This window comes from Actinomycetota bacterium, from assembly GCA_019347575.1.
GTDB lineage: Bacteria > Actinomycetota > Nitriliruptoria > Nitriliruptorales > Nitriliruptoraceae > JAHWKY01.
Genome location: JAHWKY010000023.1, coordinates 11,879 through 36,486, shown reverse-complemented (window position 1 = coordinate 36,486; position 24,608 = coordinate 11,879). Strand labels below are relative to the sequence as shown.

12 protein-coding genes are annotated in these 24,608 nt (G+C 72.0%); 6 read left to right on the top strand and 6 right to left on the bottom strand.

The features are described 5' to 3' along the window. Positions 1 to 94: 94 nt before the first annotated feature. Both KY469_15180 and KY469_15175 read right to left on the bottom strand, forming a co-directional pair. Entirely contained in the window at positions 95 to 502 is a 408-nt protein-coding gene (locus KY469_15180; protein ID MBW3664442.1) for a PIN domain nuclease, read from the bottom strand. Beyond that, entirely contained in the window at positions 499 to 720 is a 222-nt protein-coding gene (locus KY469_15175) for an antitoxin (protein MBW3664441.1), read from the bottom strand. Before KY469_15175 ends, KY469_15180 begins: the two co-directional genes overlap by 4 nt. A 185-nt stretch (positions 721 to 905) precedes the next feature. On the opposite strand from KY469_15175, the gene KY469_15170 reads away from it, so the two are divergent. From KY469_15170 to KY469_15145, 6 genes are all read left to right on the top strand, one after another. Continuing rightward, entirely contained in the window at positions 906 to 3,548 is a 2,643-nt protein-coding gene (locus KY469_15170; GenBank protein MBW3664440.1) for a hypothetical protein, read from the top strand. A gap of 82 nt (positions 3,549 to 3,630) precedes the next feature. Next, positions 3,631 to 4,008 (top strand): DUF4143 domain-containing protein, encoded by a 378-nt coding sequence (locus KY469_15165; protein MBW3664439.1) that lies wholly within the window; start codon positions 3,631 to 3,633, stop codon positions 4,006 to 4,008. Between the two features lie 75 nt (positions 4,009 to 4,083). After that, positions 4,084 to 4,470: a hypothetical protein gene (locus tag KY469_15160; GenBank protein MBW3664438.1), complete on the top strand. Its 387-nt coding sequence runs from the start codon at positions 4,084 to 4,086 to the stop codon at positions 4,468 to 4,470. A gap of 185 nt (positions 4,471 to 4,655) precedes the next feature. Further along, the gene (locus KY469_15155) at positions 4,656 to 13,103 is read left to right on the top strand and encodes a tandem-95 repeat protein (protein MBW3664437.1); all 8,448 of its coding nucleotides are present in this window, start codon (positions 4,656 to 4,658) and stop codon (positions 13,101 to 13,103) included. Positions 13,104 to 13,382: 279 nt separating this feature from the next. Beyond that, entirely contained in the window at positions 13,383 to 13,868 is a 486-nt protein-coding gene (locus tag KY469_15150; protein ID MBW3664436.1) for a hypothetical protein, read from the top strand. A gap of 94 nt (positions 13,869 to 13,962) precedes the next feature. Then, positions 13,963 to 16,278, top strand: a complete 2,316-nt coding sequence (locus KY469_15145) for a D-alanyl-D-alanine carboxypeptidase family protein (GenBank protein ID MBW3664435.1) — start codon at positions 13,963 to 13,965, stop codon at positions 16,276 to 16,278. Between the two features lie 53 nt (positions 16,279 to 16,331). Here the strand turns inward: KY469_15145 and KY469_15140 are convergent, their stop codons facing one another. The 4 genes from KY469_15140 to KY469_15125 all read right to left on the bottom strand — a co-directional run bounded on the left by KY469_15140 (position 16,332) and on the right by KY469_15125 (position 24,398). Then, on the bottom strand, positions 16,332 to 18,308 hold the full coding sequence (locus KY469_15140; protein ID MBW3664434.1) for a molybdopterin-dependent oxidoreductase: 1,977 nt from the start codon (positions 18,306 to 18,308) through the stop codon (positions 16,332 to 16,334). A 65-nt stretch (positions 18,309 to 18,373) separates the two neighbouring features. Beyond that, a complete protein-coding gene (locus tag KY469_15135; GenBank protein ID MBW3664433.1) occupies positions 18,374 to 19,390 on the bottom strand; it encodes a hypothetical protein in 1,017 nt (338 codons plus the stop codon). A 65-nt stretch (positions 19,391 to 19,455) separates the two neighbouring features. After that, positions 19,456 to 22,293 carry a PQQ-like beta-propeller repeat protein gene (locus KY469_15130; GenBank protein MBW3664432.1) on the bottom strand — a complete coding sequence of 946 codons (2,838 nt, stop codon included), beginning with the start codon at positions 22,291 to 22,293 and terminating at the stop codon, positions 19,456 to 19,458. Continuing rightward, positions 22,290 to 24,398: a hypothetical protein gene (locus tag KY469_15125; GenBank protein MBW3664431.1), complete on the bottom strand. Its 2,109-nt coding sequence runs from the start codon at positions 24,396 to 24,398 to the stop codon at positions 22,290 to 22,292. Before KY469_15125 ends, KY469_15130 begins: the two co-directional genes overlap by 4 nt. Positions 24,399 to 24,608: the final 210 nt, after the last annotated feature.

Sequence of the window (24,608 nt, the reverse complement as noted above, 5' to 3'; positions counted from 1 at the left end):
CACGCTACATCCCGGACGGTCGCGGTGGCTGTAGCCCAGATGGGTCAGGTCGCGCGATGACCGGCCCAGCGACACGGCTCCGCCGTGCCTAGTGTCACGCGGCGGCGAGACGCTCCGTCGGTTGGCCCGTGATCTCCGCGATGAGTTCGAAGTCCTTGTCGAGGTGCAGCACGGTGAGTCCGACGAGCTCTGCGGTCGCGGCGATGAGCAGGTCGGGGATGGCGGGGGCGCGGTGCCGCCCGCGATCGGCGAGCAGTGCCTGGACCTCGACGGCTCGGTCCTCGATCTTGGGAGTGAGGTACTCCACGGGTAGCGACGCCATCGGCTGGCGCCGCATGCCCTCGCGGAGATCCGCGGCGCTGCGCGCGCTGTAGCCCAGTTCCAGCCGGGTCACGGTCGTGATGCGTACCAGCCCGCGGTCTATGCGGTCAGCCCACCCAGCCGCGTCGGTGGCCTCGCCGAGCCGCAACAGCGCCGACTTGTCGATCAGCCAGTCGCTCACTCCCAGGCACCCCGCATGACGTCTCGATCCGCGAGGTCGGCGAACGTCTCGGCGAGCTGTCGCAGCGCCTCGACCGTGACCGGCTCATCGGTCCCCGACGCGACCCTGACCATCTGGCGGCGCAGGTACTCGGTCCGTGACAGGCCGAGCCGCTTGGCTTTCGCCTCGATGGCGGAGACGACCTCGTCGGGCACGTCCCGGATGAGCACGTCGGTCACTGCGAGACTCCTCGACCAGCCCAGTGGTATCACATGATATCGCCTGCGGGCGGTCTCCCCGGACTAGGGGTTGTGGGGCACCGGGAGCTGCCCCGTCGGCCCTTCCCGAGGTCGCTCATCCATGCCACGATCGCGGTCATGGGCGTCGCCACGGGCCGTGGTGACCGAGCGACAAGGGAGCGCCGGTGGGCGTCCAGCGAACCAGCCCTCAGATCCTGCGTGGCCGCAGCCCCGCACCGGCCTCCGCCCCACCCAGCAGGGTCGCCGACCCACCGATCCAACAGCGCCAGACGGCACTCGCCGCCCGCGTGCTGGAGCTGCAGCGACGTTTCGGCAACCGAGCGGTCCAGCGGTCGCTGCTGCCCTTGCAGCGAGCCGGCGGGTGGCGGACCGGGGTCACGGCCGGAGGCTGGAACGCCGAGGAGCGCCGCGTCGAAAGCGGCTCCATACGGCGCATCCCGATCGACGGACTCCCACTGGGGCACCAGGACCCCACACGCAGCGGAGCCAGCGCCGTTCTGACCGGCGAGTCGGCCGCCGGCCGTGCCATCGCGCTGGTGCCCGAACGGCTCGATCCCACCCAACCGGTCGACGTGCTGCTGCACTTCCACGGCCACGCCGAGACCAAGAGCCGGCCCTACGCGGGGTGGCGCCAACGCACCAAGGACGGCACCGTCCGGGACGTGGCGCTCGACCGCATCGGCCAACAGATCGAGGCCAGCGGCATGCCCCAGCTCGTCGGGCTCCTCCCGCAGGGCGGCGAGCGGTCCGACTTCGGCCAGACGCAGAGCGGCGCGTACGTACGCGCGGTGTTCAGCCGCCTCGAGGAGGTCGGCGCGCTGGCTGGCGGGGCGAAGCTCGGACGGCTGATCCTCGGAGGCCACAGTGGAGGCGGCCGCACCGTCGGGCGGAACCTGCCCCGCGGCAAGCGCAAGGGCGGCGGTGTCGCCCCGGCCATGGTCGCGCTGTTCGAAGCCATCAACGGCCACGGCGAACGGGCGGTCATCGAGTCGTGGTTGTTCGAGCAGCTCGACGCGCTCCGGAAGGTGCTGACCGATCCGGCCGTCGCCCCGCCGCAGAAGGAGGACGCGCTCGCGCGAGCCCCCCGGCTGCGCGCCTACTACCGGCCCGGCTCGCCGATGTACCGGCCCATCCACGAGAAGCTCGCCGCGAACATCGCCGCCTGGCTCGGCCGGCACGCCGAGGCCATGCAGCCCTACACCGCCCGGGTGGCGGAGCTGGCCAAGGTGGAGCCGATCGCCACGACCCACGAGAAGATGGTGCGCACGACCCTGGGGTCGGCGCTCGGCGCCTTCAAGGGCGGGGCGGGTGCCACGCCCGCCCCGGCCCCCGCCTCCGCCCCGGGGCCGAGCGCGGGGTCCGCTGCTCCCGCGATCCCCGCGGCCGCGGCCGGATCCGCCGCGGTCGGGGCGGCGGCGCCGGCCACCGCCGGGGCGCACGGCGGCGGGGCGCCCGCGATGGCACCGCTGTCCGCGCCGGCGATCCTGGCACGGCTCGCCACCCGGCACGGGCTGAGCCTGTGGACGCTCGCTCTCGGCGCGGCCGTCATGGCGACCGGCACGCCTCCGCTGAAGGTCGCCGCCGATCTGCTCGTCGCGTCGGGCCAGCGCGGCGAGATCGACCTCACCGACGCGCTCTTCGACCTCGCCCATCCGGAGCTGAACGGCGGGCGCATCCCCGCGGACGCCGACGGTCTGGCACGCGAGTGGCGCCAGCTGCGCAAGACCTACGCGCGCCCCGCCGTCGCAAGGGCGCGCCGCCCCGCGACGGTGGGTGGCGGCGGCTCTGCGGATCCCGGGGCCGCCAACCCGGCCGTCTCCGGCACGGCGCCGTCCGGTCCCAGCGCTCCCACGCAGACCCCGGCCACCGTGCGGAGCGAGCCGGGCGGCGGACCGGTCACCCCAGCAACGGTCCCAGTGCCGACCGACCCTGCCGCCGCGAAGAGGCGGCTGGAGGGCATCGCCGCCGCCAAGAAGCAGGCGCGCGAAGGTGGTGCCGCCGAGGACAGCGCGGCCGTCGCCGCCGCGCTGGCGCGTTCGGGCACCACGGTCGAGGAGTGGTTCTCCGGTCACGTGCCCGATGCCACGCTGCTGGGGGTGCCGATCAAGCCCAGCGGCGGCAGCAAGGTCGGCGGCGTACACCGCGAGCTGCTCGCCGCGCTACAGAAGGCGGAACGGATCCTCGCGGCGCAGATGCCGGGGAAGTCGGTGGACGAGATCGCCCAGGCGGTCGGGCTGTACGGGGTGGTGGGGCTGCGGCGACCGAAGAAGGCCACGGGCGGCTCGCTGCCCAGCTACCACTGCTTCGGCCTGGCCATCGACGTCAACTACGCCGGCAACCTCTTCCTCGGCCAGACCGGCAAGAAGGGCTCGCTCACCCAGGCGAAGGGCGACGCGAGCTCGGCCGTGGTCCGCCACGCGACTCTGCTGCTGCACGGCACCGGAGAGGACGCGCGAGCCAAGTCGCTGAAGGACACCGGTGAGCAGTGGGAGCGGCTGCACCGTCAGTCCGAGGCGGTCAAGCGCTACCTCAGCCTCACCGACGCGGAGCTACGCGCGACCGTCGGCGCAGGCAAGGGCGGTCACGACCTGGCCTGGTGGCAGGACCGTCAGCGCAAGGACCAGGTCGAGGGCGGCCGGGGCGAGTGGGGCAAGCACACCAACGCCGCCAAGGGCGGCTTCATGGACCTGTCCAAGACGCTGGTGCTCGCCCTCGCCGAGGCGGGTCTGGTGTGGGGCGGCAAGTACCGGACGGGCAAGGACATCATGCACTTCGACCTGCGCAGCGGGACCGTGGCACACCGCTGAGCCGGGGCATGCGACGACGTTGGGTACCGAGTCCGGCAACGCCGCTGCAGCGACGAGGTTCGGGCTGGAGAACAGCTCCAGGATGCGTGGCGTCTCTCCTCGTCCTGGCTCGCTCGGTGAGGTACCGGCGGTCCTGGAGGTCGCCCCCGCGTGGTGGTCCAACCGGTTGAAGCGGCTGGTCAGGACCGGCAAGCGCTACCTCGTCGACGGTGGGCTGGCTGCCGCAGTGCTCGGCGTACGTGTCGGGGAGGTGATGGCCGACGGCGACCTGATGGGCCGCTCCCTGGACACGTTCGTGGCGGCACAGCTCCGTGCGGAACTGCTCACCCCCGATGCCGGCCACCTCCACCACCTCCGCCAACACGGGGTGCGGCGCACGTGCAGCACGCGGCGGTCGATGTCGACCTGGAGCCACCCGACCGCGAGCAGCTCGCCCCGCCGCATCCACAAGCCCGCGTGATCCCCCGGACCGCAGGCGGATCACGCCGCCTAGGGTCGCTCTCGACGGTTGTGACGATGGCGCCGAGGTGTAACCATGTCCCGCGCCGAACGGCGACGAGCCGAGCTGTTCGACCTGTTCGTGCCGACCGTCGGGAAGGATGCCGCCGCGATGCTCCTGGACGAGCTCCCCGCGAGCGGGGTCGAGCTCGCCACACGCTCCCAGGTGGCGGCGCTGGAGGAGCGTCTCGACGCACGGTTCGCCCAGGTCGATGCACGGTTCATGCAGGTCGACGCACGGTTCGACGCGCTCGAGCAGCGTCTGGACGATCGCCTCGCCGCTCTGCGCGACGAGATGCTGGCAGCGTTCCGGGGCGAGCTGGTGGCGGCCGTGTCGGGCCAGACCCGCCAGATCATCATCGCCACCGCGACCGCGGTGTTCGGCATCGGCGGTCTCGCCGTCACGCTCGCGCAGGTGCTCTGACCCGCCTCTCCCCCTCCCGTCAGCGTCCGCGCCAGGGTCATCGACACGTCTGTCAACCCGGACCAACCCGGTTGGGTCATCTTCCAGGATGACCCCCCTTAACCGTGGAAGTCCGAACGGCGTAGGAGCATCATCCCGCCGATGCGGACGCCAGTGGGGCGCCTACCTGCTCTGGGGATCCACCGATGCCGAACGGCTCGCAACGTCTCGGGCACGCACGCCTGTACCTCGTCCTCGCCGCGATGGCCGTCGCCACGATCGGTCTTCTGACCGTCGTGCGCGCCGGCGCGTCGACCGCCTGCACGATCTCGTGGGCGGGAGCGGTGGGTGGATCATGGTCGGACGCGACCAAGTGGACCGCGGCCGCCGACGGCGCGCACCGGACCCCCGTCGACACCGACCACGTCTGCATCGACGCGTCCGCGGGCGACGTCGCGTCCTACACCGTCACCGTCGCCAACCACGCCACGGTCGCGGACCTGACGGTCACCGCTAGCGGCACCACGACCCCGAAGCTGTCCATCTCGAGCGGCTACTACCACAACGTCACCCTCACCGTGCCGGGCGCGGTGACCAACGGGGGCGCCCTGGTCCTCACCTCCCACGCGTACGGCGGCACCGCCGAGCTGGTCGGGGGGATGTTCACCAACACCGGGACGTTCGAGGTGCTCCCCGGCGGGGGCGGCATCGGCAGGAGCCTGTCGATCGGCCTGGACAACGCCGGCGAGACGACGGTGACCACACAGCTCACGCTCGCGGGCGACCGCACGTACACCAACTCCGGGACGTTCGAGATCACCGGCGGCACCACCACGGTGTCGAGCCCGGCGACCTTCGCACAGACGGACGGCACGCTCATCAACGGCGGGGCGCTGAAGGTTGTCAGCGGCGCGACCTACCTGATCGCCGGCGGCACCCAGACCAGCAACGCCCCGATCATCGACAGCGGCACCGTGGAGTTCTCCGCCGACGCGACCGGCTCGGGCACCTACCGGCTGTTCGGCGACGTCGCGCTGGTCGGCGACGCCGCGCCGGGCCACGATCTTCAGGTTGTCGCCGACTACTACCGCGACGCCCGCCTGATCGTGCCGGATGGCGCCACGCTCGGCGGCACGGTCACGCTCACCGGCCAGTCGGGCGTCCCCGGCACGTCGTGGATCCGCTCGGCGGGGGCCGTGACGAACGCCGGGGACGTGCTGGTCGTCGCGGGCAGCGGTGGCGGGCGCCGACTCGAAGCCGACCTGACCAACACCGGCAGCATCGACATCCAACGGAACCTGACCCTGGCCGAAGGCCGGACGTTCGTCAACGATGGCGACATCGACATCGCGGCGGGCACCACCACCGCGCTGGGTCGCATCGGTGGCGATGTGCCCGTCATCGGGACGTTCGTGCAGCGCGCCGGCAGCCTCGTCGCCGAGGGTGCCCTGCGCCTCGACAGTGCCGACTTCGAGTACGCGGGCGGCACCGTGAGCGGCGCGAGCGGTGTGAGTCTCAACGGCACCTCCAGCCTGGACTTCGGCACGGTCCCGTCCGGGACGGACGGCTCCGGCAGCTACACCTTCACCAGCGGCACCAGCCAGGCGCTGTCGGACGTCCCCGCTGGCGTCACCATCACCGTCCTGGGCGGCTGGTACACCGACACCCGCCTGGAGGTGCCGGCCGGATGGGTCAACGCCGGCACGGTCGCGCTCACCACGAACCACTCCACCGAGTCCAGGGCGCGACTGCTGGCGCCGGCCGGTCAGCCGCTGACCAACCGCGGAACGCTGCGTCTGGAGGACGGCGGCGGTGGCTGGCGCTACCTGCAGGGTGACCTGCGCAACGAGGGCGATCTGATCGTCGGCCGCAACCTCGAGCTGTCGGGCGCCGCGGACGACTCCTCGATCCACAACACGGGAACGGTTCAGGTCGCGTCGGACCGGTCGATCGAGGTGGGTGCCCACCGGTTCACGCACGCCGCCGGCAGCGTGACCGCGGACGGGCTGGTCAAGATCTCCAGCGGCACCTTCGTGCACAGCGGCGGGACCATGACCGGCAACGCCGTTCGGCTCGCTGGCGACGCGTCGCTGGACCTGTCGGGGATGCCCGCCGACGCGGAGGTCGCCAGTAGCTACCTCTTCTATGACGGCGGCGCGTCCACCCTGATCGGCGACGTGCCCGCAGGGGCGACCGTCACCATCCAGGGCGGCTGGTACCGCGACACGAGGGTGTCCACCCCCGCCGCGGCGACCAACCGCGGCACGATCGTGCTGACGGCGGACCACAGCACCAACGCCTACGCGCGGCTACTGGTGCCCGACGGCGCCACCTTCACCAACGCCGGCACCTTGCGCAGCGAGGTCGCGGCCGGTGGCTCCCGCTACCTGCAGGGCAACCTCACCAACACCGGCACGGTCGACCTGCAGCGGTCGCTGACGCTGGCCGGCACCGCGTCGGGGGGGACCCTGTCCAACGCGGGGACCTTCACCATCGCGGCCGACCAGACGCTGGACATCGCCGACCGCACCTTCACCCAGACCAGCGGGACCCTGGACGTCCTGGGCCGGCTGTCCGTCACCGACGGCCGGTTCAACTACACCGGTGGGGCCGCCACCGGCACTCCCATCGGTCTCGCGGGGTCCACGATCCTGGACTTCGGCGGCTCCGCGCCGGGGGCAACGGGCGCGGCCGCCTTCGACCTCACCGGCGGTGGAGTGTCCACGGTGATCGGCGACGTCCCCGACGGGGTGACGATCAACGTGAAGGGCGGCTCCTACGCCGACACGCGACTGAACATGCCCGCCGGCGGTACCAACCACGGCACCATCGTGCTGACCGGGAACCACAGCACCAACTCCCACGCGCGGCTGCGGGTCCCCGACGACGCCACCTTCACCAACGCCGGGACACTGCGCACCGAACCCGGAGCGGGCGGTACCCGCCACCTCGCCGGCCAGCTGATCAACACCGGCGTCCTCGAGCTCAACGACGGACTGACGCTGGACAGCTCGACGACCGGGACCGGCCTCACCAACCAGGGCGCGATCAGCATCGCGGCCAACGAGACGCTGACGGTCGCCACCCACACGCTGACGCAGTCGTCGGGCACGCTCGACGTGCAGGGATCGGTGTCCGTCAGCAGTGGCACCGTCGCGTTCCAGGGAGGGGCCGTCACCGGCAACGCCCTCACGCTGAACGCCGACTCGACGCTCGACTTCACGGGGGCCGACCCCGCCGCGGCCGATGCCGGGAGCTACCGCCGGCACGGCGGCGGCGTGTCCACCCTGATCGGCGACGTGCCGACCGGGGCGACCATCTCGATCGTCGGCGGCTGGTACGCCGACACGCGCCTGACTTCGTCCGCCGGTGGCACCAACCACGGCACCATCGTGCTGACCTCCGACCACAGCACCAACGCCCATGCGCGGCTGTGGGTCCCCGACGACGCCACCTTCACCAACGCCGGGACGCTGCGCACCGAGCCCGGAGCCGGCGGTAGCCGCAACCTCGCCGGCCAACTGGTCAACACCGGCGTCCTCGAGCTCATCGACGGGCTGACGCTGGACAGCTCGGCGACCGGGACCGGCCTCACCAACCAGGGCGCGATCAACATCGCGGCCAACGAGACGCTGTCAGTTGCGACCCACACGCTGACGCAGTCGGCGGGCAGGCTCGACGTGCAGGGGTCGGTGTCCGTCGGCAGCGGCACCGTCGCGTTCCAGGGCGGGACCGTCAGCGGCAACGACGTTTCGATGAGCGGCAACGCGACGCTCGACTTCACCGGGGCCGACCCCGCCGCGGCCGATGCCGGCAGCTACCGCCTGCACGGCGGCGGCGAGCACACCCTGATCGGCGACGTGCCGACCGGGGCGACCATCTCGATCGTCGGCGGCTGGTACGCCGACACGCGCCTGAAGGCGCCCGCAAGCGGTACCAACCACGGCACCATCGTGCTGACCTCGGAGCACAGCACCAACTCCAACACCCGGCTGCGTGTGCCGACCGGCAGCTACACCAACGCGGGCACGATCGAGGTCGACAACAGCAACGGCGGAACCCGTTGGCTCAGTGGAGCACTCGTCAACGACGGGACCCTCCAGCTCGACCCCGGCCTGACCCTGCACGTCGAGGCCGGCGGCTCGATCCGGCAGACGGATGGCGGAGCGGTCACCTCATCGGCTCCGGAGGTGGGACTGGGCACGCTGAGGTTCAACACGGGAACCCGTCTGAGCGGGACCGGACGTGTGGACGCCCACGTGGTCGGCCTGACCCTGACGGTGGCACCGGGCAACTCCGCCGGGACCCTGAACCTGGGCGGCAACCTATCGGTGGACGGCGCCTCGACCGTCGAGGTCGAGCTCACCGACACCGGCCACGACCAGCTGTCGGTGGTGGGCACCGCCAACCTCGCGGGCACGCTGGCCGTGACCCGCCCCGCCGCCTACGTCCCCGACCCGTGTGGCACCTTCCCGGCGCTCACCTGGGGGACGCGCAACGGATCGTTCGCCAACGTCACCGGCCTGGCCGCACAGGACGGCCGCCAGTTGCGTCACGTCGTCCTCAACGGCGGCTCGACCCTGGTCGCGTTCGACCCCGACGTCCCCGTCAACGTGTGGCCCCAGGCCATCGACCTCGACGAGGACGACCCGACCCCCGTCGATCACCGTCTGTGCCTCGCCGGGACGTCGGGACCCGCGGCCAACGTCATCGTCACCGCCCTCCCCGACATCGAGGTGACGGTCGACCCGACCTCCCTCACGTTCACCCCGACCGACTGGGCACTCCCCCAGACCGTCGCCACCACCGTGGTGGACGACACCGACGTGGAGAGTAACCCCCACACCGGCACTGTGTCCCACGCGATCACCAGCCTCGAGCTCACCTACCTCGGGGTCGTGCCGCCTGCGGTCACCGCGACGATTGTCGAGAACGACAACCCGCCGGTCGCCTCCAACACCGCGCCCTCGGGCGACGAGGACACCGTCATCTCCTTCGAGGTCGTGGCCACCGACATCGACAGCGACCAGGACGAGCTGACCTGGTCCGTGCTCGAGGGCCCCGCCGCCGGGACCGTCGACGGGCTGGGCGCCGGGGACGGGGCGGGCACCTTCACGCCGAACGCGAACTTCAACGGCGACGACAGCTTCGTCGTGCGGGTCACCGACGAACTCGGGCACATCGACGACGCGACCGTCTCCGTCACCGTGCTGCCCGTGAACGACCGCCCGAGCCTCGAAGACGGGTCGGCGACGCTGGCCGAGGACGCCAGCCCGGTCGACATCGACCTCGGGGCGCTCGCCGCCGACGTCGAGACCGCCGACACAGACCTGACCTACACCATCGTCACGGACCCGACGCTGGGGACGCTCAGCGCCGCCGGGCCGGTCGTGTCCTACACGCCCACAGCGCACGCCAACGGCACCGACACGTTCACGGTCACCGTGACCGACCGGGGCGATCCCGACGCCTGCACTGCCGAGCCCTGCGACGGCGTGCTCACCAGCACCACCGCAACCGTCACTGTCACGATCGACCCGGTCAACGACGTGCCCGTGGCCGACGCCGACGCGGTGACGGTCCAGGAGGACGGCACGGTCCCCGTCGATCTGACCGACCTGGCGTCGGATGTGGAGACCGCCGTCGGCGATCTGGTGTACGAGGTCGTGTCCGCACCCACCGTCGGGGAGCTGTCCGGCAGCGGGGGGGCGCTCACCTACACCCCGGACGCGAACATCAACGGCAGCGACACGTTCACCTACCGCGTGACCGACCGCGGCGACCCCGACGACTGCGCCGAGGCGCCCTGCGACGCCCCGGAGACGAGCCAGGTCGCGACCGTCACGATCACCATCGACCCGGTCAACGACGTACCCGACGCCACCGACACCAGCGTCACCCTCGACGAGGATGCGGCCCCGCTCGGGATCGACCTGGCGGCGTTGGCGGCTGACCTCGAGACCGCCGACGCCGACCTCACCTACGAGCTGGTCGACCTGCCCACCTCCGGGCAGGCGACGCTGACCGGGGCGACGGTGTCCTACACGCCCGACGCGAACGTCAACGGCAGCGACACGCTCACCTACCGGGTGACCGACCGTGGCGACCCCGACGGCTGCACCGACGCGCCCTGCGACGTGGCGGCGACCAGCCGCCTCGCCACGATCAGCGTGACCGTGAACCCGGTCAACGACCTACCCACCGCCAGCGACAGCTCCGTGACGCTTGACGAGGATGCGGGCCCGGTCGACATCGACCTGGGAGCGCTGGCCGCCGACGTCGAGACCGCGGACGCGGACCTGGTCTACACCATCGTGTCCGGCTCGACGCTGGGTGGGCTGACCGGCTCCGGACCGATCGTGGCCTACACCCCGAACCTCGACGCCCACGGGGCGGACAGCCTCACCTACCAGGTGAGCGACCGCGGCGACCCCGACGACTGCGCGCCGGTCAGCACGACCTGCACCGCCTCCGCGACGAGCGCGGTCCAAACCATCACGATCACCGTCACCTCGGTCAACGACGCGCCGGTCGCCGTCGATGACGAGGCCGCCACCGACGAGGACACGCCTGTCACGGTCGACGTCCTGGCCAACGACAGCGACGTCGACGGTGACGCGCTGACGGTCACGATCAGCACCGAGCCGACCAGCGGCAGCGCCACGGTCACCGACACCGGGGCGGTGCTCTACACCCCGGCGGCGGACTGGTCGGGCACCGACACGCTCGGCTACACCGTCGCCGACGTCCACGGCGCGACCCACACCGCCACCGTGACGATCACGGTCGCGGCAGTCAACGACGCCCCCGTCGCCGGCGACGACACCGCCACCTCGGTCGACGGCTCCCCCGTCGACATCGACGTGCTCGCCAACGACCGCGACGTCGACGCTGACGCGCTGACCGTGACGATCGACACGGAGCCGAGCAACGGCACCGCCACGGTCACAGAGACGAGCACCATCGTGTACGCGCCCGACGGCGCGTTCTCGGGGACCGACGAGTTCGCCTACACCGTCAGCGACCCGACGGGAGGGACCGCGACCGCGGTCGTGCGGGTGCTCGTCCGCGACGCCGACGGCGACGGGGTCGGCGACCTCGACGACAACTGCCCGGAGACGGCCAACACCGACCAGTCCGATGCCGACGGCGACGGCACCGGTGACGTCTGCGACGACGACTCCGTCTCGAGCGAGGTCGTCGCGGGAGGCACCGTGTCGACCGGTGGCGCCGCGGAAGCCACCAGCGCCGACCCGGTCGGTGTGGCGGTCACGTCTCCGGTCGCGGGGACGATCACCGTGCTCGAGGCGTCCGAAGCGGCCGACGCGCCGACCGGCTACGAGATGCTGAGCGTACGACTCCAGATCGAGGCCCCGACGGCCACGGTCGCCGATCCGCTCGTCCTCACCCTGCGTCTCGACGGCACGCTGCTGCCCGACGGGCTGGACATCGACGACCTGGACGTGACCCGCGACGGCGATGTCGCCGGGGCATGTCGGGACGAGACCGGTGCCGACCCCGACCCCTGCGTGGCGAGCCGCACGCTCGACGGTGACGACGTGGTCATCGTGGTGCGTACGTCCCACGCGAGCACGTGGGGCTTCGGGGTCGCTCAGGGCGACGAGCCGACCCCTCCAGTCGACGAGCCGACCCCTCCGGTCGACGAGCCGACCCCTCCGGTCGACGATCCCACCGACGTACCGACCGACGGTACGGCGACCGCTGCCGTGGTCCGTGTCGAGGGTGACACCCGCATCGGCACCGCCGTGGCGCTGTCGCAGCGGGTCTTCCCCGACGGGGCGCCGGCCGTGGTGATCGCCCGGGCGGACGGGTACGCCGACGCGCTGGCCGGCGGACCGCTGGCAGCGTCCGTGGACGCCCCGATCCTGCTCACCGACACCGGACAGCTGCCCGACGCTGTCCTCCGCGAGATCGCTCGGCTGGATGCCCGCCGTGCGTACGTCCTCGGCGGCCCGGAGGCGGTGTCGGCCACGGTCCTCGAGCAACTGACATCGGCCGGGTTGTCCGCGGACCGCATCGGCGGAGCGGATCGCTACGAGACCGCGGTGCGCATCGCCCAGAACCTGCCATCGGCCAGCAGCGTGTACGTGACCGCCGGGACCGGTCCCGACCTGAGCCGGGGCTGGCCCGACGCGGTCGCGGTGTCGGCGCTGGCATCGCAGCAGCAGCGACCGATCCTGCTCGTGGCTCCCGACGCGTTGCCGGACGTGACCGCACAGGTCATCCGCGGTGCCAGCCACGTCGTGATCGTTGGTGGTCCGGCGGCGGTCTCGCTGGACGTCGAGAGTGCCATCGCGAACTCGGGACCGTCCGTGGAGCGGCTGGCCGGCGACACCCGGTACACCACCTCGCTCGAGGTGGCACGGCGAGCCGTCGACGCGGGTCAGTCACCCGACCGCCTGTGGTTCGCCACGGGGGCCGCGTTCCCCGACGCGCTGGCGACGGGCCCGGCAGCCGCCAAGGCGGGAGGGCTGCTGCTGCTCGTCCCGCCCGACGGCCTCGCCAGCGCCCCGTCGACCGCCGACTGGGTGCGCGGCCTGCGTGACGAGGTGGACGAGGCCGTCCTGGTCGGCGGTCCCGACGCCCTGGGCGACGGGGTGAAGACCACCGTGGAGCAGCTGCTCGCGCGGTGACCCCGTAGCAGCGGAGACCCTGCCGCGCCGCAACCCCGCTGCGTGTGGACCTGGCCTCACATGTGAGGCCAGGTCTCCACGGAGTCGGGGCGGGGCGGCGTCGTCCGCCACCCCGGCCGTTCGGACGCCGCGATCTCCGCGGGATGGCCGAAGATGCGCGCGGCACCCGCCACCGCCCCGCCGCGACCGTGGATCGCGAGGGTCGGGTCGGGCGGTCACCCGCGGGTGCCGCGGACCGATGCCGCATCGACGCACGGACGTCCACCGAGAGGAGCCAACATGAAGAGACTGGCCGCGCTGATCGCGGGACTGTTCGCCCTGAGCCTCGTCGCGGCGGGCGGGGCGGGCACCAACGACTACTCGAGCGGGTTCGGCTACTGGGGCGACCCCGGCGGCGGGGCCTCGATCGGCTACGAGGCCATCGCTGTGGCCCCGGAGGGCACCCTGGCCACGGGCCAGTTCGACTACCGAGAGGCCAGCCGCACCGGACAGGGCCAGGGGTTCCACGGCGTCATCTTCTGCCTGCACGTCGAGGACGACGAGGCGTGGTTCCAGATGGAGATGGAGAACGGCGACATCTGGGAGGCCCACGCCGTGGATGGCGGCGACGGCAACGGGGGCCCCCGCGAGAGCGACACGTTCGGTCTGGATAAGACGGTGGACATGGCTGATCCGGACTGCGACCGCGACGACGAGGACGAGCAGCAGCAGCGCATCAACGGCAACGTCGTCGTCCAGGAGGGCGGCTTCTCCAACGGGAGCTGAACGCTGACCGACGGCGAGACCCCGGCGCTCCGCGGCCTTGACGGGAGCGCCGGGAGGGGTCAGGGTACGTGCGTCAGAGACACCAGGGGGAACGGTGGGGGACTCGCAGGCGCGGACCGGGCGTGATGCTCGCCGCCCCGCACCGCTCACGACCTCCAACCCACGACGCGGCACCGAGGCGTCGCCGCCGGTGGTGCGGCTGCTGCAGCTGCAGCAGCGCGCCGGGAACGCGGCGGTCGGCGCTCTGGTCGGCTCCACCTCCGAGCCGCCGGGCGCCCCGACCGTGCAGCGGAAGAAGAAGGGCCGCAAAGGGGTCGCGCGTTACGCCGGCCCGAAGCTGAGCGTCAAGCTGCGCGAGATGCAGGCGGGCGGGAGCCTGGCCCACGGGGGCGAGCCCATCCCGCTGTCCGAGAGCGACATCTTCCTGCTCCAGTCCGTCGCCAACGTCGAGTCGCGCGGACAGGTCGCCGGGGTCAACACGTGGGACAACCAGTACGTCAGCATGGGCTTCAAGCAGGTCGTGCTGGGCTGGGGCTCGCTGTACGACGTCATCCGGATGGCGCCCTCCGCGTTCGCCCGTCACGACATCCGCATCGGCAGCGGCGAGTACGCCATCCGGCTCCGGGGCAAGACGGTGAAGCAGCCGAAGATCGAGGGCGCCGACGATCCCGAGGAGCTGCGCACCGAACCGTGGCCGACGCGCTTCCTCGAGGCCGGCCTCGACGACGAGATCATCTCCGCCCTGGTCGTGTACGCGCTGCAGGACGAGCGCGAGCTGTACGGCAAGGTCGGCAAGAAGGTCGGCAAGAAGACACACCCGTACATGAACGATCCCACGGTCCGGGCGTGGCTGTTCCAGGCCTACAACAACCGACCGGCGTTCGCCGTCAAGGCCGCGGCCGCGACCATCCGCAAGACCACGGGCAAGGACCTCACGCGCGACGAGTTCCTCGACGTCGTCGCCGACGCCATCCGCGCCGAGTACCGCAAGCGCAAGGACAAGCCCGAGCGCGGCGGCAACGAGGAGTGGAAGGCCAACAACATCATCCGGAAGATCCCCCGCTCAGGCACGCTCGCGGGGGGCAAGCTCCCGCCCCGCGTCGACCAGGCCCCGCCCGAGGGTGCGAAGGCGGCGAGCGGACCGCCCGCCAGCGCGGACCTGCTCGGGCTCGTGGTCAGCTTGATCGGCTCGGGCCTCGGCACGGCCAACACGATCGCCGGGATGCTCGGCCTTCCCGATCTCGCCACGTGGATGCAGACCCAGGGGCTCGACACCAACAACCTCACCAACCTACTGTTCTTCGCCCGCCACCCCGAGCTCAACGGCCGTCGCATCCGCAAGGACGAGCCCCACCTCGCCAAGGAGTGGCTGTCCATCCGCGACGGCATCGCCAAGCCGTTCCTGCGCGACGTCGCCCGCACCGACCCGGCCGCGAAGGGCGGAACCGGTGGGACTGCCCCCGCAGCCCCGGCAGGACCCACCCCGGCCGGCCCCGCCCCGGCCGGCCCCACCCCGGCCGGCCCCACCCCTAGCACCGCGCCGACACCCCCTGGCCACGAGCCCGGCGCGGCGGATCCGGGCGGGCAGGCCGCGTTCGTCAAGGACGCGATGCGCTCCACCCTGGAGCTGCTGCCCGAGAAGGAACGGAAGCGGTTCGAGGGCATCGAGTGGGGCTGGCTCGACTACCCGGGACGCAAGTCCAAGCCGATCAGCTCGATGAGCGCCGACGAGGTCGCCCGGTACCGACGCGACGCGTCGCTGAAGGAGCACAGCAGCGGTAGGTACTTCGTGGGCAAGCACCAGGACGATGCCGACGCGCTGTTCCTCGCGCTGATGCGGGTGCGGCCGGGAGGCGGCGAGCGCCGCGCCAACCTGGGTCCCGACGCGGTGCTCACCAAGGCCCGGTTCGCCAAGGACCAGAAGGCGTACGACGACTACATCTCCAGCCAGCTCGCCACGCTCGAGGGTCAGGGCAGCGCCCGAAGCAAGATGATGAACAAGCACGCCGCCGACAAGTTCGCGGAGCTGTACGCGGCGGCGAAGGCGGACGGGGTGGTCATCTCGGTCCGCAACGCCTTCCGCGACCGCAGCAAGGCCGAGGCAGCGGCGAAGAGGTCCGACAACCCCAAGGCGGTCGCGAGCTTCTCGGCGCACTCGATGGGACTGGCGATGGACCTCAACCTGTGGACATCATCGATGAGCGCCACCGGCGAGAAGTGGACCGAGACCTCCACCGGCAACTTCAAGAACATCATGCGCATGACCGCCTCGCCGGCCTACAAGTGGATGTTCACGAGAGGCGCGGAGTTCGGCTTCTACCAGTACCGCCGCGAACCGTGGCACTGGGAGTTCAACCCATCCGGCTTCAAGGCGCAGTTCTTCGCTGACGCTCCTCACCTGGGGCGCTGACGTCCCACCGGGCGGCGATAACCGACCACGGCGAGTCGCTCGATGGCCTCGGTTCAGCCAGCCACTGGTGTCGACGGCGCCGCCCCGGCGACGAGCACCCACGTGTCGTTGTACGTCGGCTGCCCACCCGGGGACCACGCGCTCGACGACAGCAGGTTGGCGACGGCGCTGTCGTCGTCGGGCGCGCCCCACCACTTCCCGGCCATCGCCACCACCCCCGGGCGCACGTCGTCGGTGGTGCGGAGCCACCCCCGCACGGTTACCGAGCCGTTGTTGACCTCGACGTGGTCGCCGTCGACCAGGCCGCGCGAACCCGCATCGTCGGGGTGCATGTCCAGCGTGGGCCGGCGCATCGCCTTGCGCTGCCTGGGCATGTTCGCGAACGTCGAGTTCATGAAGTGGTGGCTCTTGGGCGTGAGCAACCGCAGCAGCCCGTCACCCGGTGGAGCCGGCAGCGACGGCGCCGGACCGCTGATCCGCAGTGCCCCGCCGCTGGCCGTCGCCGTGAACGGCGCCGGAGGTGACTTGTACCAGCCACCCGAGCGCAGCTCGTCCAGGCTCAGGCCAGGTGGTAGGGCGGAGGCAGCGATGTCCTCGTCGCTCTCGCGGAGAGCGGGATGATCGAGGCCCATCCGCGCTGCGAGTAGGCGCATGATCTCCCCGTGCGACTTGGTCTGCCCGACCGGTGCGATCGCCGGGTTGTTGAGGGAGATGTAGTGGTGGCCCCACGCACCCTGTACGTCGAAGTGCTCGAGCTGGGTGGTCGAGGGCAGGACCACGTCGGCGTAGCGTGCGGTGTCAGTCAGGAAGTGCTCGACCACGACGGTGAACAGGTCCTCCCTGGCGAGGCCGCGGCGCACCCGGCCCGAGTCGGGCTGGGAGACCGCGGGGTTGGCGGTCCACACCATCAGCGCCTTGATCGGTGGATCCAGCTCCGGGTCGGTCAGGCTCTCCCCCAGCCGCGCCATGTCCAGTGATCGGACGCTGCCGGGGAGCAGGTCGGGGCGGGCCGCGGCGGCCTCGTCCATCACCGGCACCGTCTCGCAGAAGTGGCCTCCGCCCCGGTGCTGCCAGTGGCCGGCCAGAATCGGCAGCGCGTAGAGCGCTCGGACGAGGGCCTCGCCGTTGGCGGTCTGCTGCACGCCGACGCTCAGCCGGATGAGTCCCGGACGCGCCTCTGCGTACTCGCGCGCCAGACGGGCCACCACCGAGGCGTCGATGCCGCACGTCTCGGCGACACGGTCGGGGGTCCACGGATCGACCATTGCGGCGTAGGCGTCGAGGTCAGTCGCCACCTGCCGCGCGTGATCGAGGTCGGCGAGACCCTCGTCGAGGATCACCCTGCCCATCCCGGCGGCCAGCGCCCAGTCCGTTCCGGGCATCACCCGCACGTGCTCGTCGCTGGCCTTCGACGTCCTCGTGACCCGCGGGTCGATGCAGACGATGCGGGCGCCGTGGCGCCTCCTGGCCTCGGCCAGGAAGTGCCACGTGTGGTGGGAGGTGGTGAGCGGGTTCGCGCCCCACACGAGCACGAACCGGGCGTGTGACATCTCCTCCGGATCCATGCCGGTTGGGAAGCCCTCGGCCGCGATGGCGTTGCCGGCCTGACCGCAGACGCTGCCGTGGAAACGTGACGCGCCGAGCACGTGGAAGATGCGGTGCAGCGCGCGACGCTGCACGACGCCCATCGACCCGAGGTAGTGGAAGGGCAGCAGAGCCTCGGCGCCGTGCTCGTCCACCACCCGTCGGAAGCGCACCGCTACCTCGTCGATCGCGGCCTCCCAGGAGATGGGCTCGAACGTCCCGCTCCCCTTGGGGCCGACGCGCCGCAGCGGGCGGACCAGCCGGTCGGGTGCGTACGGTCGCTCGTGGTAGTCGTTCACCTTGGCGCACAGCGAGCCCCGGGTGACCGGATGCTCCTTCGCCCCGGCCATCCCGACCACGCGGCCGTCCTCGACCGTGGCCACCCACGAGCAACTGTCCTGGCAATCCAGCGGACAGCAGCCTCTGACCTCGTGGATCTCGCCCACGCCCCGCCTTCCCGTAGGCCCGCACGGTACTGCGGGGGGACGAGCCGCGAGGGCGTTCGGTTCGGTCACGCGCGAGGTTCCTGCGGCGATCCCTCGTACCACCCCCGCCTCGCGGCCTGCAGACCGGCCTGGTAGCGGGTCTCCGCCCCGAGCGCATCCAGGAGCGCGGCGACCCGTCGGTGGACGGTCCGCAACCCCACTCCGAGCTGCCTGGCGATGGCGGCATCCTTCAGGCCGGCGGCCATGAGGGCCAGCAGCTCGGCGTGCTCATCCGAGATCGCGTCCGGTTCCGGCTCGACACCGAGGGCCGCGTCGAGCGGGACCGCGCGGTCCCACAGCGTCTCGAAGAGGACCTCGAGCCCCTCGAGCAGGGGTGAGGGGTTGACCAGGAGGGCGCCCTCCATCCGCCCCGGGTCGTCGAGGGTCAGGGGGACCAGGCCGAGTTTGCGGTCGACGATGTCGAGCTTCATCGGGACCTCGGCGAGGACCCGCGCGTGCTCGCCCGCGGCCATGTAGCGCTCGATGTGCGGCAGCATCCCCGGCCACTCCAGCGCCTCACGGCTGTACACGATGCGGTACCGCACGCCCCGCCTCAGCGCGACGTCCTCGTCCGGGTTCGCCTCGGGCGTGGGCCGGGAGTAGGGCGGGCGGTCGAAGGCGAGCAGCTCCTCCGTCGCGAGCTGCTGCAGCTGCGCCCAGCGCTGGACAACTGCCTCGCGGCCGAGGACCACCTCGACCACCTCTACCGGGGCGCCCGCCACCGATCCGCTCCTGAACTCGTCAGCCAACCGGTGCGCGGTCTGGCGTGCACGTTCGATGCCCTCGAGCTGGCGGTGGATCGCCGCCTCGACCGCGACCTCCGGGGGCCCTGCGACGAAGGTGACCTTGCGCCCCGGCATGCGGCTGACGAAGCCCTTCGCCTCGAGCTGCTCCATGGCGCGGCGCACCTGGGCTGCTGTCGTCCCCACATCCCGTGAGATCTCCGCCGCGGACGCGTGGCGGCGCCGGACCAGCGCGCGGTAGATCCCCTCCTCGGCCTCGGTCAGACCGACCGCGGTAAGGCTGAACTCGTCAGGATCCACGGCGTCGCTTCTAGGCCGACCAGCGTCCCGGTGTCAACTCCCGCCACACGTCCGCCCGTCGCGTCTCACGGGGAGAGGTCCAGCAGGCCCAGCGAGCGGACCGCCCCGGCGGTGTGGTTGATGAACTCCGGCCCGATCTGCAGCGGCCATCCCGCCGGGGTCTCGAGCGTCTCGAGCTCGGCGACACCATCGCCGTCCGCGTCGACGAGCACCCCCTTGAGCGGGTGGTGCGGCTCGGTTCGTGCCAGCACGAGCCGTTCGCCAGCCAGTGCGGCGGCGCCATCCACGACGAAGAGGCCGGTCGTGGTCGGCAGCACGATCTCCGCGATCCCGTCACCGGTGAGATCGCCCGTGACCACGTCTCGGGCCGAGGTGTCGGTCGGGACCCCAATCGCGAAACGTGTGCTCATGTCGGTGGGGTCGTACGCGTGGACCAGGACGTGGCCGCTGCCCTCCGAGAAGTAGCGCCCGTAGGCGACCACGAGTTCCCCCGCGGGACCGAAGTCGGCCGTGTCGAGCGCGGTCACGGCGTTCAGCTCGATGTCGGGGGTGGCGACGCGGGCCGAATCGAGGACCGCACCGGAGGCGCCCTCGTGGACGCGCACGTCCGCGGCGTAGCGCAGCTGGGGGAACAGGTCGCCCATCTCCCGGGTCAGCACGGCAACGTCGAGATCGCCGTCACCCCCGTGGTCCACCAGCTCGACCGAGTCACGTCCCCACGTGTCCCGCTTCCCGCCGGTGAACTCGTGGACGGCCCAGACCTGACTGCCGTCCGTGCCATCCAGCAGGACAACGCCGTAGTACACGGCATCGCCGATGGCGTCGAGCGATGCGGCGACGTCGGGAACGCCGTCGCCGGTGACGTCGCCCACGGCGACCGCGTTGACGCCCTTAACGAAGAAGGGCAGTTCGGTGCGCCAGTGCTCGGCCCCGGTGGTGCCGTCCAGCACGATCACCTTGCCGTTGCCAGCCGGCGACCAGCGCTCATCGGTCCCGGTGCGGAAGCCCAGCACGAGGTCGCGCACACCGTCGCCGGTGACGTCGCTCACCTCGGCGTCCCGCCACGCCCCGCCCGCGCCGGCCGCGAAGCCGTCGAGGACGGGGAACTCGAGCGAGTAGCTCCACAGGACCGCACCGTCGTGGCCACGGACGCCGAAGGCCTGCTTCGGGGCCTCCACGAGCAGGTCCGGTGAGCCGTCCGCGTCGAGGTCCTCCGACCACACGTCGACGATGGGCGTGCGCAGGTCGGTCCGCCACACCACGTCCCCGGTCGTGCCGTCGGTGGCCATCAGGACCTGACCGAGCCCGCCGAAGATCCGGTCGGGGACGCCGTCGCCACTGATGTCCGCCCGGGTGGCGCCGAGCACGTTCGCGAGCAGAGGCACGCTGCCGTCCGCGTCGCCGGTGGCCACCGACCGTGCGACCAGGCGATACATGTCCGTGGTGTCGATCGAGCCGATGCTGACGAGGAGGCCGTCGTCGGTCGCGCGGGTGCGCTCGAAGGTGCCCTGGGTCCACACCCGCGGGGCGTCGGGCGGATCGGTGACGACCAGCACGTGCCGCGCGGTCCCGGCGCTGGTCTCCTGCCAGGCGAGGTCACCGGCGGCCGTCACCGCCGAGACCGTCCGGGCGGTCCGTGCGACGACGACCGGGGCGGTCTCGTCCTCCAGGCCGGTTCCCGCGAGCCGCAGGTCCGGGCGCGACGGCAGCTCGCCGGAGCCCGTGTCGAGCGGGGTGTCGGCGACGGTGGCCCCGGTCGCGACATCGAGCAGCGCCAGCCGGCTCTCGACCTCGTCGTCGTCGACGGGCCGCGCCGACAGCACGGCGAGCTCACCGCCCGCCCGGCTGACCGCTCCCAGGACCCCGCCACCGGCGAGGCCACCGACCCGCCAGCGGCGTGAGCCGTCGGCACCCTCGAGCACCTCCACCACACCGCCGGCATCGTCGGTCCACGTCACGACGCCACCGTCGGGCAGCCCGAGCAGGTCCTGACCGAGGCCGTCGACGGTGGTGTCCCAGCGGACCGCACCGGAGGCGCCGGCCAACGCGACGACCCGCTGCGGCTGCGCCCCGACGTCCGAGCCGGTGCACTTGGGCCCGTCGTTGGACCCGCCGAGGCTCACCACGACGTCGCTGCCCTGGGCCCTTGGGGCCAGGACGAGGCCCGACACGACCGGCCAGGTCGCGCCGGTGTCGAAGGTCCATCGCAGCTCGCCGGTCGCGACGTCGGTCGCGCGGACGGTGGCAGTCGCGCCGCTGCCCTCGATCATCGACCGGTCCTCCTCGGGCCCGCTCCGCCAGTCCACGGGCGGCCCGTCCTCGCGGACCACGACGTGCTCGAACCGGCCGTCGCCGTCGAGGTCCCCGACCGTCTGGGCCAGCGCCCGTCCGTCCAGCGGCTCGGCGCGGAGCACCTCGCCGGTGACGCCGTCGAGCTGGACCGCTGCCGTGCGGGCGACGTTCGGTGCCAGCGTACGCAGCCACAACAGCGCGAACACGTCGCGCGTCCCGTCGCCGTCGACGTCGTGGAAGGCGACCGAGCGAGCAGAGCCGCACGAGGTCAGACCCTCGAAGTCGGCCCAGAAGGGCAGGTTCGCCCGGTAGGGCTCCACCCCCATGGCATGGGCGATCTCGACGTAGGACGTTGACCACAGCGGCGTCCCGTCGGGCGCGTACCGCTGGGCGACCCCATCCCGACTGAGCACGACGAGGTCGTCGGCACCGTCACCGTCGAGGTCAACCGGGACGGTGGCGGTCTCCTCCATCACCGTCGGCACCACCTGGTCGAGCAGCACCGGCGGGCCGACCCCTCCACCGTGTGCGACCGCGGCCAACGGCGTGAGCAGCAGCCACACGCCGACCAGCGGCAACAGGTGGCGCGGCCACCGCGGTCGCGTGGTCACAGGGCGACCTCCACCGACGACGCGGGCCCACAGGCCGCGCCCAGGCACGTCCGTGCCCAGACCCGGTACGTGCCGGGGGAGAGCCCGTCGACGGGTACGTCAGCGGTGAACGCGCCCTCCGAGGGCGCCACCGCGTGTGCGAAGGCGACCTCGTCCTCGACCGTGGTGTCCGGCGCGATGCCCAGCTCCACCCGCAGGTCGGGGATCCCGGCCGCCGGGAGGTCCATCTCGTCCAGCTCCACCAGGCCGCCGACAGCGGCCTCCCCGATCGCCGTGAAAGCGCGCAACGATGACAGCTCGCTCTCCACCTCGGCGCCGAGCACGTCCAGCGGCAGCGCCACCCACACCTCGGTCGTCACCGTCCCGAACCCGCCGTCCAGCAGTGCCTCCTGCACGCAGCTCGGGGCGCAGCGGTAGAGGGCGGCGTGGGGCACGCGAGGAGGATCGGAGGTGGCTGACTCACGCAGGGCACGGATCTCGAAGCGGGTGCCGTCGGCCTCGAACTCCAGCCCGTACACCACTCCGGGGTAGCCGCCGCCGACCGCTCCCGCCACCAGCGGCCCGCGCGGGAGCGACTCCAGGCTCCACCGGACGAGGTGGTCCTCCTGCTCGGGGCGGTAGGTGAGCGTGGCCCCGGTGAGTTCCGCTCCGAGGGTGTCGGCGTCGAGCGGGCCGAACGCGCCGTCGTCGTCGGCGTCGGTCGCCTCGCTCGTGACCGTGCCCGAGGAGGTCGCCCAGCCCGAGACGCGCACGGAACCTCCGGTCTGCTCGGCCACCAGCCCGCCGACGCCCAGGGGTGCGCCGCGATCACGCACGAAGACGTCCCGGCCGCCGTTGCCGTCCCCGGGGACCAGGTTGCTCGCGAGGCTGTTGAAGGCGACGAAGCGGCCGTTCGCGCTGATGGCGGTGGGCCAGGAGGAGCGGTCGCTCTCGTTCCCGCCGCTGTCCACCGAGACCCGCTCGGTCGCACCGGTGGCACGGTCGTGGACGAAGACGTCGGAGGCGCGGTTGGTGTCCCCCGGGACGAGGTTGCTGGCGAAGCTGTCGAAGGCCACGAACCGGCCGTCGGCGCTGATCGACGGGGAGTTGGCGTTGTTGTTGCCGCTTCGGCCGTCGCTGGCCACCGACACGCGTTCGGTGGTACCCGCCTGCCGATCGTGCACGAAGACGTCCCAGTAGAGGTTGTTGTCGCCCTGGGTGAGCGTGGACGCCGAGTGGGTGAACGCCACGAAGCGGCCGTCGGGCGTGATCGCCGGGGTCCAGGTGTTGTTGCCGAGGCCGTCGACCTCGCGGCCGTCGCTGGTCACCGAGACCCGCTCGGTGGTGCCGGTCTCGCGGTCGTGGACGAACACGTCCTCGTCGCCGGCGTTGTCGTCGTCGGGGACGAGGTTGGACGCGGAGCTGTAGAACGCCACCGAGGCACCGTCGGCGCTGACCACGGGCCCGCGGGAGTGGCCGTTGCTCTCCGTCCCGTCGCTGGACACCGACACCCGCTCGGTCACGCCGGTGGCGCGGTCGTGGACGAAGATGTCCTGCCGGCCGTTCGTGTCGTCCGCGACGAGGTTGGGTGCGGTGCTGACGAACACCACCGACCCGCCGTCGGGACTGATCGCCGACCAGTACGACGGGTTCTCGGCCTGGCTGCCGTCGCTCGCCACGGAGACGATCTCGGTCACGCCGGTCGCCCGGTCGTGCACGAAGACGTCCCAGCGCTCGTTGGTGTCGCCGGGGACGAGGTTGGTCGCGGCGCTGGCGAACGCGACGAAGCGGCCGTCGGCGCTGATCGAGGGCCACCACGAGGCGTCGTTGCCGGGGGTTCCGTCGTTGGAGACCGAGATGTGCTCGGTGGTACCGGTAGCACGGTCGTGCACGAAGACGTCCTCGTACTCGGGGTCGGTGCCGCCCGGTACGAGGTTGGAGGCGAAGCTCGCGAACGCCACGAAGCGGCCGTCCGCGCTGATCGCGGGGAGGTTGTTGGCGGCTGGCTTGTCGCCCTCGGCGCCATCACTCGCCACCGAGACCCGCGCCGTGACGCCGGGGCGGGGATGGGCGTTAGCGGCGAGCGGCTGGCCGGCCAGGGCCACCGTGACGCCGATCACGGCCACGGACCTCCCGATCCGCGCCCCCGTCGGTCGTCGCGCCCCCGACCGTGGTGCCCGTGATGGGAGTACCCGTGATCGGAGTTCCCGTGATCGGAGTCGTCGCGCCACGTCGGTCCCCCTGTGTCGACCGTCGTCCTGCGGTTCCGGTGCTGACTTCGTCACGGACCCCAGCATGACCTGCCGCGGAACTGGCGAGTTGCTGCCAACGGCAAA

Excerpts from the sequence above, each read along its gene's own strand:
- KY469_15165 (MBW3664439.1), top strand. The coding sequence starts at position 3,631 with ATGCGTGGCGTCTCTCCTCGTCCTGGCTCGCTCGGTGAGGTACCGGCG.
- KY469_15160 (MBW3664438.1), top strand. The coding sequence starts at position 4,084 with ATGTCCCGCGCCGAACGGCGACGAGCCGAGCTGTTCGACCTGTTCGTG.
- KY469_15155 (MBW3664437.1), top strand. The coding sequence starts at position 4,656 with ATGCCGAACGGCTCGCAACGTCTCGGGCACGCACGCCTGTACCTCGTC.
- KY469_15150 (MBW3664436.1), top strand. The coding sequence starts at position 13,383 with ATGAAGAGACTGGCCGCGCTGATCGCGGGACTGTTCGCCCTGAGCCTC.